General features: G+C 73.4%; 13 protein-coding genes and 1 pseudogene. 3 read left to right on the top strand and 11 right to left on the bottom strand.

Annotated features, from left to right (window positions below; all coding sequences use genetic code 11):
- Nucleotides 1–36: 36 nt before the first annotated feature.
- Nucleotides 37–1,806 carry an ABC transporter ATP-binding protein gene (locus tag ABD287_RS06150; protein WP_344169589.1) on the bottom strand — a complete coding sequence of 590 codons (1,770 nt, stop codon included), beginning with the start codon at nt 1,804–1,806 and terminating at the stop codon, nt 37–39.
- Nucleotides 1,803–3,635, bottom strand: a complete 1,833-nt coding sequence (locus ABD287_RS06155) for an ABC transporter ATP-binding protein (RefSeq protein ID WP_344169592.1) — start codon at nt 3,633–3,635, stop codon at nt 1,803–1,805. Before ABD287_RS06155 ends, ABD287_RS06150 begins: the two co-directional genes overlap by 4 nt.
- A gap of 165 nt (nt 3,636–3,800) precedes the next feature.
- Here ABD287_RS06155 and ABD287_RS06160 point away from each other — a divergent pair, with 165 nt between their 5' ends.
- Entirely contained in the window at nt 3,801–4,430 is a 630-nt protein-coding gene (locus ABD287_RS06160; protein ID WP_344169595.1) for a TIGR03085 family metal-binding protein, read from the top strand.
- 1 nt (nt 4,431) lies between these two features.
- Here ABD287_RS06160 and yczR read toward each other — a convergent pair whose 3' ends face one another.
- Nucleotides 4,432–5,883: a MocR-like transcription factor YczR gene (yczR, locus tag ABD287_RS06165; protein WP_344169598.1), complete on the bottom strand. Its 1,452-nt coding sequence runs from the start codon at nt 5,881–5,883 to the stop codon at nt 4,432–4,434.
- Nucleotides 5,884–5,942: 59 nt separating this feature from the next.
- Here yczR and yczE point away from each other — a divergent pair.
- Nucleotides 5,943–6,591 (top strand): annotated as a pseudogene (yczE, locus tag ABD287_RS06170) (membrane protein YczE); the annotation flags it as partial.
- A gap of 989 nt (nt 6,592–7,580) precedes the next feature.
- Nucleotides 7,581–8,612 (top strand): hypothetical protein, encoded by a 1,032-nt coding sequence (locus tag ABD287_RS06175; protein WP_344169604.1) that lies wholly within the window; start codon nt 7,581–7,583, stop codon nt 8,610–8,612.
- Between the two features lie 29 nt (nt 8,613–8,641).
- On the opposite strand, the gene ABD287_RS06180 is transcribed toward ABD287_RS06175, so the two are convergent.
- Genes ABD287_RS06180 through ABD287_RS06215 form a run of 8 tightly spaced genes read right to left on the bottom strand, consistent with a single transcriptional unit; the run spans nt 8,642 to nt 16,099 of the window.
- Nucleotides 8,642–11,653: an AfsR/SARP family transcriptional regulator gene (locus ABD287_RS06180; RefSeq protein WP_344169607.1), complete on the bottom strand. Its 3,012-nt coding sequence runs from the start codon at nt 11,651–11,653 to the stop codon at nt 8,642–8,644.
- Nucleotides 11,654–11,701: 48 nt separating this feature from the next.
- The gene (hisF, locus tag ABD287_RS06185) at nt 11,702–12,463 is read right to left on the bottom strand and encodes an imidazole glycerol phosphate synthase subunit HisF (RefSeq protein WP_344169610.1); all 762 of its coding nucleotides are present in this window, start codon (nt 12,461–12,463) and stop codon (nt 11,702–11,704) included.
- Complete coding sequence (priA, locus tag ABD287_RS06190) at nt 12,460–13,191, bottom strand: bifunctional 1-(5-phosphoribosyl)-5-((5-phosphoribosylamino)methylideneamino)imidazole-4-carboxamide isomerase/phosphoribosylanthranilate isomerase PriA (protein WP_344169613.1); 732 nt, start codon at nt 13,189–13,191, stop codon at nt 12,460–12,462. The genes hisF and priA overlap by 4 nt, the downstream gene beginning before the upstream one ends.
- Nucleotides 13,192–13,217: 26 nt before the next feature.
- Nucleotides 13,218–13,538, bottom strand: a complete 321-nt coding sequence (locus ABD287_RS06195) for a hypothetical protein (RefSeq protein ID WP_344169616.1) — start codon at nt 13,536–13,538, stop codon at nt 13,218–13,220.
- A complete protein-coding gene (hisH, locus tag ABD287_RS06200) occupies nt 13,535–14,152 on the bottom strand; it encodes an imidazole glycerol phosphate synthase subunit HisH (RefSeq protein ID WP_344169884.1) in 618 nt (205 codons plus the stop codon). The genes ABD287_RS06195 and hisH overlap by 4 nt, the downstream gene beginning before the upstream one ends.
- Entirely contained in the window at nt 14,149–14,319 is a 171-nt protein-coding gene (locus ABD287_RS06205; RefSeq protein ID WP_344169619.1) for a hypothetical protein, read from the bottom strand. Before ABD287_RS06205 ends, hisH begins: the two co-directional genes overlap by 4 nt.
- Nucleotides 14,316–14,924: an imidazoleglycerol-phosphate dehydratase HisB gene (hisB, locus tag ABD287_RS06210; protein WP_344169622.1), complete on the bottom strand. Its 609-nt coding sequence runs from the start codon at nt 14,922–14,924 to the stop codon at nt 14,316–14,318. Before hisB ends, ABD287_RS06205 begins: the two co-directional genes overlap by 4 nt.
- Nucleotides 14,921–16,099 carry a histidinol-phosphate transaminase gene (locus ABD287_RS06215; protein ID WP_344169625.1) on the bottom strand — a complete coding sequence of 393 codons (1,179 nt, stop codon included), beginning with the start codon at nt 16,097–16,099 and terminating at the stop codon, nt 14,921–14,923. Before ABD287_RS06215 ends, hisB begins: the two co-directional genes overlap by 4 nt.
- Nucleotide 16,100: the final 1 nt, after the last annotated feature.

Genomic DNA, 16,100 nt, shown 5'->3' on the forward strand with positions numbered 1-16,100 from the left:
GTCGGATCACCGGCCCGCGCCCCGGCGCCGCCCAGTTCAGCGGGTCTGCTCCAACCAGGACGCGAAGAGCCGACCGTAGATGGACCCGGGATCGGCGAGCAACGACTCGTGCGGACCGCGTTGGACCACCCGACCGGCGTCGAACACGATCACCTCATCGGCGGTCTGCGCCGTTGACAGCCGGTGCGCGATCACCACCGTCGTACGGCCACGGGTCACCGCGTCCAGGGTGCGCGAAAGCCGCACCTCGGTCGCCGGATCCACCGCGCTGGTCGCCTCGTCCAGCACCAGCAGGTCCGGGTCGGCCACGTACGCCCTGGCCAGGGCCACCAGCTGACGCTCGCCGACGCTCAAAGCCTCGCCGCGCTCGCCGACCCGGGTGTCGGCGCCCTCGGGCAGCCCCGCCACCCAGTCGGCCAGGCCCAGCTCGGTGAAGGCCGCGCCCATCGCCGCGTCGTCAAGGTCCGATCGTCCGAAGCGGACGTTCTCGGCGACCGACGCGTCGAACAGGAACCCGTCCTGCGGGACCATCACCACCCGCGAGCGCAGCGAGGAGAACCGCACCCGACCGAGCGGTGTGCCCGACAACAGCACCTGCCCGCTGACCGGGTCCATGAGCCGGGTGAGCAGCTTGGCGAAGGTGGTCTTGCCGCTGCCGGTCTCCCCCACCACCGCCACCCGGGTCTTGGCCGCGATGTCCAGGTCGACCTCGTGCAGGACGGTCGGTCCGTCGGCGCTGTACGCGAACGACACCGCGGCGAAGCGCACGTCCAGCGGTCCCGGCGGAAGGACGAGGCCGCTGACGCCCGGATCGGCCACATCGGGGGAGGTGTCGAGGATGTCGAGCACCCGACGCCAGCCGGCGATGGCGTTCTGGGCCTCGTTGAGCACCTCGGTGGCGATCTGCACCGGCATGATGAACATCGACACCAGGAACAGGAACGCGGTCAGCTCGCCGACCCTGATCTGCCCGTCCACGCCCAGCTTGACCCCGAGCACCACCACCGCGGCCATGGCCAGCCCGGCGGCGACCTCGCCGGTGGAGAAGCCGACGACGCTGGTGCGCAGCGCCTTCCGCTGCGCCTGCTGGTGAGTCTCGATCGCCGTGTCCAAACGGGTCGCGGTACGCCCGGAGACGCCGTAGGCCCGGATGACAGCCGCGCCGACCACGCTCTCGGACACCGACGCCAGCACCGCGCCGACCCGTTCGCGGACCAGCCCGTACGCGGCGGCCAGCCGGCGTTGGAACGCCCGGATGACGATGAACGCGGGGATGAACGCCCCGAACACCACCAGCGTCAGCTGCCACGAGTAGATCGGCATGATGATCGACGTGACAACGATCTGGCCGACGCTGATGAGCAGGATGACCCCGCCCCACTGAAGGAACTGGGTGATCTGGTCCACGTCGCTGGTCACCCGGGACACCAGCGAGCCGCGCCGTTGGGTCTGCTGGTGCAGCATGGACAGGTCGTGGATGTGCCGGAACGTGTGGGTGCGGATGTTCGCCAGCGCGGTCTCGCTGACGGTGAACAGCCGCCGCATCATGAGATAACCGGCGGCCGTGGTCACCGCGAGCGCCGCCGCCGTCGCCGCGACGACGACAGCCACCACGCCGAGGTCCGGGCCACCGGGGGCGTTGATCCCATCGTCGATGGCCTTCTGCACCGACACCGGCACCGCCGCCCGGCCGATCATCGACACGACGGCCAGGGCCAGCGTGCCGGCCAGGCCGACCCTCAACTCCGGGGACAGGGACAGGCCCCTGCGCAGCGTCTGCCAGGCGCTCTCTTGACTGTCGCTCACTGCTGCCCGCCCACGGTCGCCGCGTCGGCGTCCTCGTCGTAGAGGTGCGCGTGCTCGCGCTCGGCGTCCGCCTGTTCGTAGGCGGTCACCAGCGCCGTGTAGCCGGGGACGCTGGCCAGCAGCGCCTCGTGCGTGCCGCGGCCGACGACCCGGCCCTCCTCCAGGTAGACGACCTCGTCGGCCAGCGCGATGGTGGCCCGTCGGTAGGCGACGACCAGGATCGACGTGCCGGAGTCGGCCCGACGCAGCCCGGCCAGGATCGCCGCCTCGACGCGGGGGTCGACGGCGCTGGTGGCGTCGTCGAGGACCAGCAACCGGGGCCGCCCGGCCAACGCCCGGGCCAGCGTGAGGCGTTGGCGCTGCCCGCCCGACAGCGAGGCGCCGCGCTCGCCGACCCTGGTGTCCAGGCCCTCGGGAAGCCGGTCGACGAACGGCAGCGCCTGGGCCAGGCCCAACGCGTCCCGGACGGTGGCGTCGTCGGCGCCCGGACGGTCGAGGGCGATGTTGGCCCGCACGGTGTCGTCGAAGACGAACGGCACCTGCGGCACCAGCGCGATGGTGGCGGCCAACGACGCCGCGGTCAACCGACGCACGTCAAGGTCGTCGACGCTGACGACGCCGGCGGTCGGATCGACCAGCCGGGCGGCGAGCGAGGCGATCGTCGACTTGCCGGACCCGGTCGGGCCGACCAGGGCCACGGTCCGCCCGGCCGGGACGGTGAAGGTGACCTCGCGCAGCACCGGCTGGCCGGCCTCGTAGGCGAAGGTCACGTCGGCGAAGTCCAGCGACGCCGCCGCCTCGCCGACGGCGTCACGGTCGCCGTAGGCCATCTCGCCGGTGGCGTTGAGCACCAGCTGCACCCGGTCCCAGCCGGCGACGCTGCGGGGAAGCTCGCCGAGCACCCAGCCGATCGCCCGGACCGGGAACGCGAGCACGGTGAACAGGAACGTGACGCTGACCAGGTCCCCGACGTCGATGACGCCCTGGCTGAGCCGCCACGACCCGACCAGGAGGACAGTCAGGGTGCCCAGGCTCGGCAGCGACTCCAGGAGCGGGTCGAACAGGCCGCGCAGCCGGCCCACCGAGATGAGCGCGTCGCGCATCTCGTCGACCCGGACGGCGAACCGGCGGGTCTCGGCCTCCTCGCGTCCCATGGTCTTGACGACCAGCGCGCCGTCGAAGCTCTCGTGGGCGATGTCGCTGACCTCGCCGCGCAGCTGCTGGGCCCGCGCCTGGCGGGGCGCCATCCGACGGGAGTAGACGACGTTGAGCGCGAACAGGGCCGGGAAGATGCCCAGACCCACCATCGCCAGCACCCAGTCGGTGAAGAACAGGGAGCAGATCGAGACGACCAGCATGACCAGGGTGCCGACCGCGAACGGCAACGGCGCGACCGGGAACCACGTCGCCTCGACGTCGGAGTTGGCGTTCGACAACAGCGTCCCGGTGGGGTGCCGGTGGTGCCAGGCCAGCGGCAGCTGGAGGTAGCGCCGGGTGACCCGCCGCCGGTAGGAGGCCTGGAGCTGGTATTGCATGTAACCCGCCCCGAGCCGGCGCCCGAACACCGCGGCGATCCGCAGCAGGCTGATAGTCAGCAGCGCGGCGGCGGCCAGCGCGAGAGCCACAGCGTCGATCCGCCCGGCCCGCACCGACGGCACGACGATCTCGCCGACGATGTGCCCGACGACGTACGCGCCGCCGATCACCATGAGCCCGTACAGGACGCTGCCACTGACCCCGATGGCGAACAGCCGGGGCTGTTCCTTGATGCCGACCCACAGCACTTTCAGGCCCTTGACGACGACGTCCCGGCTGGTCTTGGCTGCCACGATCCTCCTGAGCCCGGCGGGGCGCGTCGCCCCTGGTCGATGTCCGCCCTGGCGACGGGCGATCGCCCTATACTGGCCGACCGAGGTTGCCGGCGGCAGGCGGGGCGCCAGTGGCCGACATCACAACCCGGACGCCGCCTGGTCCGCTCCCTTACGATCAGCGCCATGAAGCGGTACGCGCGCGCTGAGCGGCAGACCCTGGCTGACCTGCTCGACAGGACCGGCCCGGACGCGCCGACCTTGTGCAAGGGCTGGACCACCCGCGACCTGGCGGCCCACCTCGTGGTGCGCGAGCGCCGCCCGGACGCGGCGATCGGGCTGGTCATCCCGGCGCTGCGCAGGCACGGCGATCGGGTGCGCGCCGCGCGGGCCCGCACGCCCTACCCGCAGTTGGTGGACCTGGTGCGGCAGCCACCGTGGTGGAGTCCGGTCAGTAACCCGCTCATCGACCCGGTGGCCAACGGGTTGGAGATGTTCGTCCACCACGAGGACGTGCTGCGGGCGCAGCCCGACTGGCGGCCCCGGGAACTGCCGACGGCGTATCTGGCCGCGATCTGGGCCGAGGTCCGGAGCCTGGCGCGGATCGTGCTGCGCTCCTATCCGGCGGCGGTGCTGCTCGACGCGCCCGGCTGGGGGCAGACCCGCGCCGGCGCCGGCGGGCCCAAGGTCCGGGTGGTGGGGGCCCCGCCGGAGCTGTTGCTGGTCCTGGTCGGCCGGCAGCGGGCGGCGCTGGTGGAGCTGGACGGGCCGGCGGAACAGACCGAACGGCTGCGCCGGGCCAATCTCGGCATCTGACTCACGCGATCACCTGCGGGGTGGCCCAGCGCGGCTCGGTGACGTAGTCGAGGTCGTAACGGGCGGCGGCGATCCGGCGCACTGCCTCCTCAAGCTCCGCCGGGGCCAGGGTGAACGGCAGGCGCAGGAACCGCTCCAGGGTCCCGTCGAGGCCGAACCGGGGTCCGGGCGCCAGTCGCACGCCGAGCCGTTCGGCGGCCCGGGCCAGGGCGCTGGAGATCGGGCCGTCCAGCTCCGCCCACAAAGTGACCCCACCGGCCGGCATGGCGAACGACCACTCCGGCAGGCACTGACGCAGCGCGGCCGCGAGGGCGTCCCGGCGGGCGGTCAGCTCCCGTCGTCGGGCGCCGACGATGACGTCGGCCTGCGCCAGCAGCCGCACCGCGACAAGCTGTTCCAGCACTGGGCTGGCCATGTCGACGCCGACCCGCAGCGCCGCCAGTCGCTGCACCAACGGGGCCGACGCGCGCACCCAGCCGATCCGCAGCCCGCCCCAGTACGGCTTGCTCATCCCGCCGATGGACACCACCCGGGAACGGCGGTCGAAGACCGCCACCGGCGGCGGCATCGGGCCGCCGTCCAGGGCCAGGTCGGCAAAGGACTCGTCGACGACCAGGTCGGTGCCGACAGCCTGGGCGGCGACGACGAGGCGCTCGCGCAGGTCCGCCGACATGAGCTGCCCGGTGGGGTTCTGGAACTCGGGGATGACGTACGCCAGGCTCGGGCGGCCCTGGCGCAGGCTGCCGAGCAGCAGTTCGTCGTCCCAGCCGCCGGCATCGACGCCGTGGGTGGCGATCCGGGCCCGCCGCGCCGCGAGGGCGGCCAGCGCGTTCGGGTAGGTCGGCGACTCAACCAGGACGCCGGCGCCGGCGGGGACGAGCAGCCGCAGGACCAGGTCGAGGGCGTGCTGCGTCCCGTTGGTGATCATGATCTGGTCAGGGTGGGTGGGCAGGCCGCGGGCGTCGTAGCCGGCGGCGACCGCCTCGCGCAGCTCGCCGATGCCGACCGGGTGGTACCCGGCCCCGCCCAGGTACCGGGGCAGGTCATCGGCGGCGGCGCGGACGACGTCGGGCAGCTGCGGCGGGGCGGCCAGTGCGGCGCAGCCCAGGTCGATGAGGTTCAGGTCGTCGGCGGGGGTCCACAGCCCGGAGCTGGCGACGCGGTGTCCAGCGGGCAGGGTGGTCCAGCTGCCGGCGCCGCGCCGGCTGGTGAGGTGCCCGCTGTCGCGCAGGCGCCGGTAGGCCGCCGAGACGGTGGTCCGGCTGACGGCGAGAGACTCGGCCAGCTCGCGTTCGGCGGGCAGCCGCACGCCCAGGGCGAGGCGGCCGTCGGAGAGCAGGCCGCGGACCGCGCCCGCCAGGGCCGCGTAGTCCGGGCTCCGGCGACGGCCCGGGAGCGCATGCCACTGGCCGAGCAGTCGGGCCAGTTGGGTACCCCGCATCGCGCTGGTCAAGGCCACCACCCCTTAATTGGCTCTCGCGCCGCGACAGATTGGCCTTCAGAGTGGCATGCATGAGGGCGTTGGGCAATGCAGTGGCTTCAGCGCTGGGCGACCGGCCGGCGCGGCGGCTCATCCAGCTTCAACTCGGCCTGACCCTGTACGGACTGAGCATGGCGTTGATGATCGAGGCGAATCTGGGGCTCAACCCGTGGGACGTGTTCCACCAGGGCGTGGCCAACCGCACCGTCCTGAGCATCGGACAGGTGACCATCGCCACCGGCGTGCTCGTGCTCATGCTCTGGATCCCGTTGCGCCAACGCCCCGGAATCGGGACCGTCAGCAACGTCATCGTCATCGGACTCGCCGTCGACGCGGTGCTGCGGTTGCTGCCCACACCGGACGGTCTGCTGCTCCGGGCGACGTTTCTCGTCGGCGGCGTCCTGCTCAACGGGGTGGCGACCGGGCTCTACATCGGCGCCCGGCTCGGCCCTGGGCCGCGCGACGGCCTCATGACCGGAATCGTGGCCCGGCGGCCAGGCTGGACGATCCGCCGGGCCCGCACCGCGCTGGAGCTGGTCGTCCTGGGTATCGGCTGGCTGCTGGGCGGATCAGTCGGCGTCGGAACGCTGCTGTACGCGGCGGCGATCGGCCCCCTGGCGCACCGGTTCATCCCCCTGTTCACGGTCGCCACCACCGTGGCCCGCCAGCCCGGCGGCGACGGCGAGCGCGGCGACGACCACCGCCCCGGCGTCGAGGACCACCGGATCGGTCGCCGGCACGCAGACGTCGGCGGACTCGTCGAACCCGGCCATGACGATCCCGGCGTGGTCGACGTCCAGCTCGTCCAGGCGGACCGACCAGCCACGCCGTGACAGCACGTCCCGCAGCTGACGGGAATCGTCGACGGGCACGATCTGGTCGGCGACCCCGTGCGCCAACCACAGCGGCGTCGGGGCGTCCACCAGCTCTGCGACCCGCTGTGGCTGGGGGAAACTGCCGGCCAGCCCCACCACGGCGGACGGCTGCCAGTCGCCCAGTTGCTCCGGTCGCCACCCGATGTCGACGGCCGGTGCCCAGCCGCCGGCAGCGTCCGGTCGGGTGAGCGTGGCCACCGCCGCGCGAGCGCCCAGCGACCAACCGGCCAGGACGAATCCGCCCGGGTCACCGCCAAACTGGGCGCCCCGACTACGGACGAAGTCGATCGAGGCGGCCAGGAGCGACCAGCCGCCATCGGGATCGGTGGAGCGCCAGTCCGGCACGAACACGGTCAGGCCCGCCGCGGCGGCGGCAGCGGCCAGCGGGGCCAGCGCCCGGCGTTCGCTCGGGCCGCTGCCGTGCCAGAGCAGCACAGTCGGGGCCGGTCCGCCGTCACCCGATCCGTGGTAAACATCGATGAGCGCGCTGCCGGGCTCGTAGCACAGGGTTTGCGGGGTCATGACGAACTCCTCCAGGCGTTTCGGTCGGCGTGCTTCGCCCCTGGCAGCCGGCGTACGCGGCCGCAGTCGCCGCAAGCGTAGGACGGGGTCAATCTGCTGGGACAGGCCGAATCAGCGACGGCTGAGCGGCGCCAGGCGTCGGGAACGAAGGCGTCGATCATGGCAGCGGGCAGTTGAAGAATCCCTGAAGCGACGTTACAGCGACGGCGGGGAAGGTGGTGGCTGTCAGCGGGGCTCGATCGCGGCCCGGCAGGATCCGATGAGGAGAACACCATGTTCGCTTTCCGTAGCTACGGATTGGTCGCTCTGCCGGCAACGGCGCTGATGGTGGCGCTCGGCGTCGCCGGCGGTACGGAATCCGTAGCGGCCGGCACGGCGCCCCGAGCCGCCAGCGGCGCCGAGGCCTCGGCCCCCGATGGTCTGATCCCCCTGGCCACGCTCCGGGAGGCGACATTGACGATCCCGGCGTGGCCGGTCGAGGACGCGGAGTTCTGCGCATCTGGGCCGGTCAAGTTCAGCAAGGGCAAGGCTGACCTCGTGCGCCTGGTCGGCGCGGTGCTGCACACCGACATCGACCATGACGGCGCGAAGGAAACCGTCGTCCAGGTGAGCTGCAACCCGCAGTGGGAGGACCGTCAGGTGCTCGTGTTCGACCGCAACGCCAGCGGCAAGATCATCACCTTGGGTCGGCTGGCCCACACGGGCGCCGGAGTCGAGGGCAGGGACATCATGAAGATCTGGTCGATCAAGCCGGGCGAGGCCGGCGACGTCCAGGTCGACGTCGGCGACTACCGACCCTGCTGCACCCAGGCCCAGGACTCGCCGCAGCACCAGTGGCGCACGTTCGGAATGCGCGAGGGCAAGTTCCGCCAGACCGACGGCCCGACGGCGTTCGGACCCAACCCCAAGGTGACGGACCTGGCCGTCACCGCTGGACGGCCACAGGTGACGCCCAAGCCAGGCGGCGGCTGGACCACCACGGTGACTGTCGACATCCACAACCGGGGCCGGTTCGCGGTCGGTCACACCGGGCTGCTGGTGATGGGCACTGGGACATTGGTCGGCGCCAACGGCTGGGAGCAGTGCGAGAACAAACCGACGGGCGACCCCGACGAGGCCACCGCGCGCTGCGTCTTCCCGGCAGTGGCCCCAGGCGCATCGATGCGGCACACCCTGGGGTTCACCTCGGCTGGGAAGCCGACCGGAACCCTGAGCCTGTGGGTGGAGAGCGTCAACACCAATGGCCACCAATACCCCGACAGCGACGTCGAGGACAACAACATCGAGGCGCCGCTGGCCGCGTGACGACAGCCGGATAGCGCGATCGCAGCCGACTAGACGGACCTGCCGCAGCCGCACCGGACCAGCAACGCGCGCGCCTCGTCGTGAACCGACGCGGCGCGCGCGTGGTCGCCGCCGCCGGACAACGCCTGCGCCAGGGTGAGCAGACTCCGGGCCCGCCCGGAGTCTGCTCCGATCTCGGTCCAGACCGCGATCGACTCGCCCAGGATGTCCCGGGCCGCTGTCCATTCGGCACGGGCCACCGCCAACTCCCCCAGCACCCGCAGGGTCATCGCCTCGCCCCACCTGTCGCGCAGCCGGCGGCAGGTCCGCAGGACCTCCGGCAACCGCGCGGCCGCCGGATCCAGCCGGCCCTGCCGAATCCAGGTCTTCGCCAGCGCCCGTTCCGAGTACGCCACCATCAGCTCGTCGCCGAGGGCGTCGAACGCCAGCCGGGCACGCTCGAACAGCCTGACCGCTCCGTCCAGGTCGCCGGCGGCGCGGCGGCACAGGCCGAGCGACCGCAACGCCGTCGCCTCGCCGTGGGCGTTGCCGGCCGCCCGGTACAGCGCCAACGCCTCGTTCAGATGCGCTTCGGCGGCCGAGATGTCGCCGGCCTCCAGCTCGACGGCGCCAAGCAGCCGGACGGCGTAACTGACCGCCGGGACGTCGCCCAGGTCCCTGGCCGTCCGCAGGGCTGCCTGGAGCCGGTCGGCCGCCTCCGGCAACCGGCCCCGTTCGCGGCAGATGCTGCCCACGTGCGCGAGCAGCGCGGCGACCGCCTGGGTGTCGCCGGCGCCCTCGAACAACGTCAGGGCCCGCTGGGCATGCCCGAACGCCTCGTCGAACCGGTCCTGCTCGCAACGCAGTCGGCTCAGCCCGGCGAGCAGCACAGCTTCGGCGATCTGGTCGCCGGCACGAACCGCCGCCGCCAACGCCGCGGCGTGGGTGCGGTCCCAGATCTCGAAATGGTTCCCGGTGACCAGGACCGAGGCGGTCAGCTCAGATGCCAGGTCGCAGGCGGCGGCATGGGCGCCGTGCTCGGCGGCCCGCTCCACAGTGGCCACCAGGCCGGCGCGTTCGGCGTCGAGCCAGCGGTTCGGGTCGGCCAGCGCCAGCTCGACCAAGGTCGGGTCGAGGGGCGCCGGCGTCGGGCCAAGGCGGCGGTGGACGGCCACCGTCGCCTGGGGTCTGGACGCGCCGATCCTGGTCACCAGCCACAGCCACGCCTCCGCCAGGCGCCGCACGGCCGCCGAGTCCGCGTGCCCGTCGCCGGCCTCGGCTCTGGCCCGCTCGGCGGCGAACGCCAGCACCAGGCCGTGCAGTTGGCACCGCATCGCGGCGCCACCGACGCCGGACGCGACATCGACCAGCCGCGCCTCGATCAGTTCCTCGAGAGCGTCCTCGGCGATCTGTTCATCGACGCCGAGTAGCGGCGCGGCGACCCAGTGCGCCACGTCCGGCGCTCCAAGGAGGCCGAGCAACCGCAACAACCGGGCCGCGGCGGGGCCCAGCCCCCGGTAGCTGAGCCAGACGCTCACCCGCACCTGCTCGTCGCCCAGCTCCAGCTCATCGAGGACGAGCCGGGAGTCGGCCAGCCTGGCCGCCAGCCTCGAAGCCGGCCAGTGGGGCCGGCTCGCCAGCCGCGCGCCAGCGATCCGCAACGCCAACGGCAGGGCGCCGCAGGCGGCCACGATGGCGCTGGCCGCGGTGGGCTCGTCGTGGACCCTGTCATCGCCGGTGATCGCTGCCAACAGTCGCCGGGCGTCGTCGGCCGGCAGCACGTCAAGATCCACACGGTTGGCGGGCAGAGCCCCGAGCCGCGCACGGGAGGTGATCAGAACCCCGCAGGCCGCCGCCCCCGGCAGCAGGGGTGTCACCTGCGTGGCGCCCTGAGCGTCATCCAGCACGACCAGCAGCCGCCGGTCAGCGACCGCGCTGCGGAACGCGGTCGCGAGGTCGTCGATGCCGTCGCCAACGACATCCACGGCGAGGGCACGCAGAAACCGACGCAGCACCTGCTCCGGCGGCGTCGGATGGGCGCTCATTCCCGCCAACCCCGCGTAGAGCTGGCCGTCCGGGTAATGACCGGCCAGTCGATGCGCCACCCGCACCGCGAGCGTCGACTTGCCGGCCCCGCCCCGCCCGGTGATCACCGCCACCGGCGGGGCCACGCCCCCCGGTGGCGGCGCCAGCGCACGCGACAGCGCCGCCAGCTCATCGGCGCGGCCGACGAAATCGGGCAACGCCGCCGGCAACTGCGCCGGGCGGGCGCGCGACGTAGAGGTCTCGGCCGGCTGAGCCGGGCCAGTGGCCACCAGCGGACCGCCGCCGAGGACCGCCGCCTGGGCCGCGCGCAGCACCGGGCCGGGCTCGATCCCCAGCTCCTCCACCAACGCCGCCCGGCCCCGCCGGTACACCTCCAGCGCTTCGGCCTGTCGTCCACAGTGGCCCAACGCACGGATGAGGCTGGCCCGTAGACCCTCCCGGAGCGGGTAGGTGGCGACCAGACCGGTCAGCTCGCCGACCAGCTGCTGATGCCGGCCCAACGCCAGCTCGGCGTCGATGCGCTCATCAAGGGCTGAGAGCCGGGCCTCGTCGAGCGCCGCGGCAGCCGGACCGAGGACCGGACCGGCCAGCCCCCCGTACGCGGCGCCCCGCCACATCGCCAACGCCTCGCGAAGCGCTCCCACGACCTCAGCCAGGCGCCCGGCGACCCGATGCCCCCGCGACAGCTCCACCCGTTCGACGAACCCGGCCGCGTCCACCGCGCCCGCGACGACCAGATACCCGTTCCCTTCCCGGCGCAGCACTCCGGACGCGCCGGCTGTTTCGAAAGCGCGACGCAGGCCAGCGACGTACGTCTGGATCAGACCGCGGGCCGAACGCGGCGGACGGTCGTCCCACAACGCGTCAACGATCCGGTCGACGCTGACGACCCGGCCGTGCTCAGCGACCAGCGCGGCGAGCAACGCCCGGGGCTTGTGGCCACCGAGCGCCAACGGGCGTCCGTCCACGGCGGCCTCGACCGGCCCGAGGACGCTGAACTGAATGACGGCCGACACGTCAGCAGTGTACGAACGGCCAGCCAGGCACCCGGTAGCCGACGGGCGTCAACGGACGGGGTGACCGGCGTCGCGGAGCACCTGCTTGACCTCGCCGATGCTGACCTCGCCGAAGTGGAAGATGCTGGCGGCCAGGACGGCGTCGGCGCCGGCGGCCACCGCGGGCGGGAAGTCCGCCGCGCGACCCGCGCCGCCGCTGGCGATCAGGGGGATGTCGACGACCGCCCGGACGGCCGTGATGAGCGCGGTGTCGAAGCCGGCCTTGGTGCCGTCGGCGTCCATGGAGTTGAGCAGAATCTCCCCCGCGCCCAACTCGGCGGCCTGCTGCGCCCACTCCAGGGCGTCCAGGCCGGTTCCGCGTCGGCCGCCGTGGGTGGTGACCTCGAAGCCGCTGGCGGTGTCCCGACAGCGCCGCACGTCCAACGACAACACCAGCACCTGACGGCCGAACCGGCCCGCGATCTCGGCGATGAGCGCGGGGCGGGCGATGGCGGCGGTGTTGACGCCGACCTTGTCGGCGCCGGCCCGCAGCAGAGTGTCCACATCGGCGACGCTGCGCACCCCGCCACCGACAGTCAGCGGGATGAAGACGCTCTCGGCGGTGCGGCGCACCACGTCCAGCATCGTGCCCCGGTCGTGGACGGAGGCGGTGACGTCCAGGAACGTCAGCTCGTCGGCGCCGGCGGCGTCGTAGGCGGCGGCCAGCGCGACCGGGTCGCCGGCGTCGCGCAGGTCGACGAAGTTGACGCCCTTGACGACCCGCCCGGCGTCGACGTCCAGGCACGGGATGACCCGGACGGACAGGCTCACGCGGCCGACTCCGCCAGCGCGGCGAGCGCCTGCTCGACGGTGAACGCGCCCGCGTACAGGGCCTTGCCGGCGATGACGCCCTCGACGCCGATGCCGGCGAGGGCGCTGAGGGCGCGCAGGTCGTCCAGGCTGGACACGCCGCCGCTGGCCACGACGGGTTTGTCAGTGGCGGCGCATACCTCGCGCAGCAGCTCCAGGTTGGGGCCGTTGAGCATGCCGTCACGGCGTACGTCGGTGACGACGTACCGGGCGCAGCCGGCCTTGTCGAGGCGTTCGAGCACCTCGAACAGGTCACCGCCGTCCTTGGTCCAGCCGCGGGCGGACAGGGTGTGCCCGCGCACGTCCAGGCCGACGGCGATCCGGTCGCCGTGCTCGCCGACGACCCGGTCGCACCACTGCGGGTTCTCCAGTGCGGCGGTGCCCAGGTTCACCCGGGCGGCGCCGGTGGCCAGGGCTCGGCGCAGCGACTCGTCGTCGCGGATGCCGCCGGACAGCTCGACGTTGATGTCGAGGGAGCCGATGACCTCGGCGAGCAGGTCGGCGTTGGTCCCGCGGCCGAAGGCGGCGTCCAGGTCGACCAGGTGCAGCCACCGGGCGCCGGCGGCCTGGAACGTCAGGGCGGCGTCGCGGGGGTGCCCGTAGGAGGTCTCGGTGCCGGCCTCGCCCTGGGTGAGGCGGACGGCCTGGCCGTCGGCGACATCGACGGCGGGCAGCAGGATCAGGCTCATGTCAGGCTCCGGTTTCTGGCGGTGGCTCACAGGCGACGACGGGCGACGGTGATGATCGCCGGGGCGGCGAGCAGGAGCACGAGGGTCAGCGCCACCTGCAACGCCAGCGGGTGGATCAGAGTCCAGATGACGCCGAGCGCGGCCAGCGTCAGGCCGGCGGCGGTGGACCGCTCGGCCCGGGACCACCGGTCAACCCGGCCGACGCGGCGGTCGGGCCGGCGCGGGACGAGTCGGGACAGCAGCGTCCGACGGCGTTGCCGGCGGGCGTCGGCACGGGCACGGTCCTCGCGCGCGGTGGCCTGCCCGGCCAGCCGCGCCTCGCGACGCCGGGCCCGTTCCTTGCTCACCGGCCCAGGCCCCCCACCCAGGCGCGCAGCAGCGCCGCGCCCGCGTCGGCGGACTTCTCCGGGTGGAACTGGGTGACGGTCAACGCGCCCAGCCGCGCGGCGGCCACGAAGACGGCGTCTTCGTGCCGGGCGGTGGCGACCTGCGCGCCGGCGGCGGTCAGCGCCGCCACGTCGCTGGCCGCGTAGGAGTGGACGAAGTAGCAGCGCTCGCCCTCGCCGATCCCGGCGCCTACCGGCGCCGTGACGGTGTTCCAGCCCATGTGCGGAAGCCGCCGCGTCGGCAGTTGGGTGACCGCCCCGGGCAGCAGGCCGAGGCCGTCGGTGCGGACGCCGTGCTCGTCGCCGCGCTCGAACATGATCTGCATGCCGACGCAGATGCCCAGCACCGGACGAGCCTCGGCGACCCGATTGGCGATCACCGGACCGCCGCCCAGCTCAGTGAGGCCGGCCATGCAGGCGGCGTAGGCGCCGACCCCCGGCACGACCAGGCCGTCGGCCTGTGCGGCGGCGTCCAGATTGGCGGTGACGACGGTGTCCGCGCCGGCGCGTTCGAGGGCCCGCTGGGCTGAGCGCAGGTTCCCCGAGCCGTAGTCGAGCACCACGACGCGCATCAGCGCGCCCCGGGGATCAGCCACAGCACGCCGCCGGCCAGCGCCAACGCCGCGAGCCCGGCGACGAGCGCCACGCTGCGGCGCGGGGCGCCCTGCCGGTGCAGGGACCACGCCCCGCCGGCCAGGACCCCGGCCAGCGCCATCACCAGGATGGGCAGCGCCGCGCTCACAGCGCGCCCTTGGTCGACGGGACCCCGGTGACCCTCGGGTCCAGCGTGACCGCCTCCCGCAGCGCCCGGGCCAACGCCTTGAACTGCGCCTCGACGACGTGGTGGGCGTCCGGCTGGGCGCCGGGACGGGCGGCGCGCAGCACCGACACATGCAGGGTGATCTTCGCGGCGTGGCCGAAGGACTCCAGCAGGTGCCGGGTCATCGACGTCGGGTAGACCGGTCCGATGTAGGGGGCGAGCGCCGGCTCGTCGTGCACGACGTAGGCGCGGCCGGACAGGTCGACCGCCGCCCGCACGAGGACCTCGTCCATCGGGATCAGCGCCGAGCCGTACCGGCGGATGCCCGCCTTGTCGCCCAACGCGGCGCCGAACGCCTCGCCCAGGGCGATCGCGGTGTCCTCCATCGTGTGGTGGGCGTCGATCTCCAGGTCGCCGACGGTGCGGACGGTGAGGTCGAACCCGCCGTGCCGACGCAGCTGGTCGAGCATGTGGTCGAAGAACCCGACGCCGGTGCTGATCGCGCCGGCGCCGGCGCCGTCGAGGTCCAGCTCGACGGCGACGTCGGTCTCCTTGGTGACCCGTGCGATCCGGGCGGCACGGCTCATGGCAGCTCCTCGATGGCGGTCAGGAAGGCGTCGGTCTCGGCGGCCGTGCCGGCGGTGACCCGCAGCCAGCCGGGCAGGCCGACGTCGCGGACTAGCACGCCCCGGTCGAGCAACGCCCGCCACACGGCAGCCTGGTCGCCGGCGTCCGTCGCCGACGCGGTCAGCGCAGCGGCGTCCGCCGGTGACACGACGTGACCCGCGTCGTCCGCGGCCGGAGCGGCCCGGCCAACGGCATGGCGGCCGGGGGCGACGTGGAACAGCACGAAGTTGGCGTCGCTGTCGGCCACCATGTGGCCCCGTTCGCGCAGCGCGACGACGATGCGGTCCCGCTCAGCCTTGATCGAGTCAACGCCGGCCAGCAGGGCGTCACGGTGCGCCAGGGCGGCGCGGGCGGCGGCCTGGGTCAGCGCCGACAGGTGGTACGGCAGCCGGACCAGCTGGACGGCGTCCACCACGGCCGGGTCGGCGGCCAGGTAGCCGAGGCGTCCACCGGCGAACCCGAACGCCTTGCTCATCGTGCGGGTCACCACCAACCGGGGCCGTCCGGGCAGCAGGGCCAGAGCGCTGGACGTGCCTGGCCGGGCGAACTCGGCGTACGCCTCATCGACGACGACCATGCCCGGGGCGGCGTCGAGGATCGCGGTGAGCGTGTCGGGCCGCAACGCCGTGCCGGTGGGGTTGTTCGGGGAGCAGACGAAGACCACGTCGGGCCGGCGCTCGCGCACCTGGGCGGCGGCGTGCCCGGGCGTCAGGTCGAAGTCGTCGCCCCGGACGCCCGGCAGCCAGGTGGTCCCGACGCCCAGCGCGAGCAGCGGATGCATCGAGTAGGCGGGTACGAAGCCGAGGGCGGTCCGGCCCGGTCCGGCGAACGCCTGCAACAGCTGCTGCTGGACCTCGTTGGAGCCGTTGGCCGCCCACACGTTCGCGACGGAGAGGCCGTGCCCGAGGTACGCGGCCAGGTCGGCGCGCAGCGCGACCGCGTCGCGGTCCGGGTACCGGTTGAGGCCGGCCAGCTCGGCGCGCACCGCTGTCGCGATGGCCTCGACGACCTCGTCGGGCAACGGGTGGGAGTTCTCGTTGGTGTTCAGCCGCACCGGCACGTCGAGCTGCGGCGCCCCGTACGGGGAACGCCCGCGCAGCTCGTCCCGGACCGGCAGGTCGCCGAGGGTGGTCACG

The sequence above is a fragment of the Pilimelia columellifera subsp. columellifera genome (genome assembly GCF_039532605.1).
GTDB classification, from domain to species: domain Bacteria; phylum Actinomycetota; class Actinomycetes; order Mycobacteriales; family Micromonosporaceae; genus Pilimelia; species Pilimelia columellifera.

Coding starts and splice junctions, on each gene's coding strand:
- ABD287_RS06160 (WP_344169595.1), top strand. CDS start 3,801: ATGAAGCGGTACGCGCGCGCTGAGCGGCAGACCCTGGCTGACCTGCTC.
- ABD287_RS06175 (WP_344169604.1), top strand. CDS start 7,581: ATGTTCGCTTTCCGTAGCTACGGATTGGTCGCTCTGCCGGCAACGGCG.
- priA (WP_344169613.1), bottom strand. CDS start 13,191: ATGAGCCTGATCCTGCTGCCCGCCGTCGATGTCGCCGACGGCCAGGCC.
- hisB (WP_344169622.1), bottom strand. CDS start 14,924: ATGAGCCGTGCCGCCCGGATCGCACGGGTCACCAAGGAGACCGACGTC.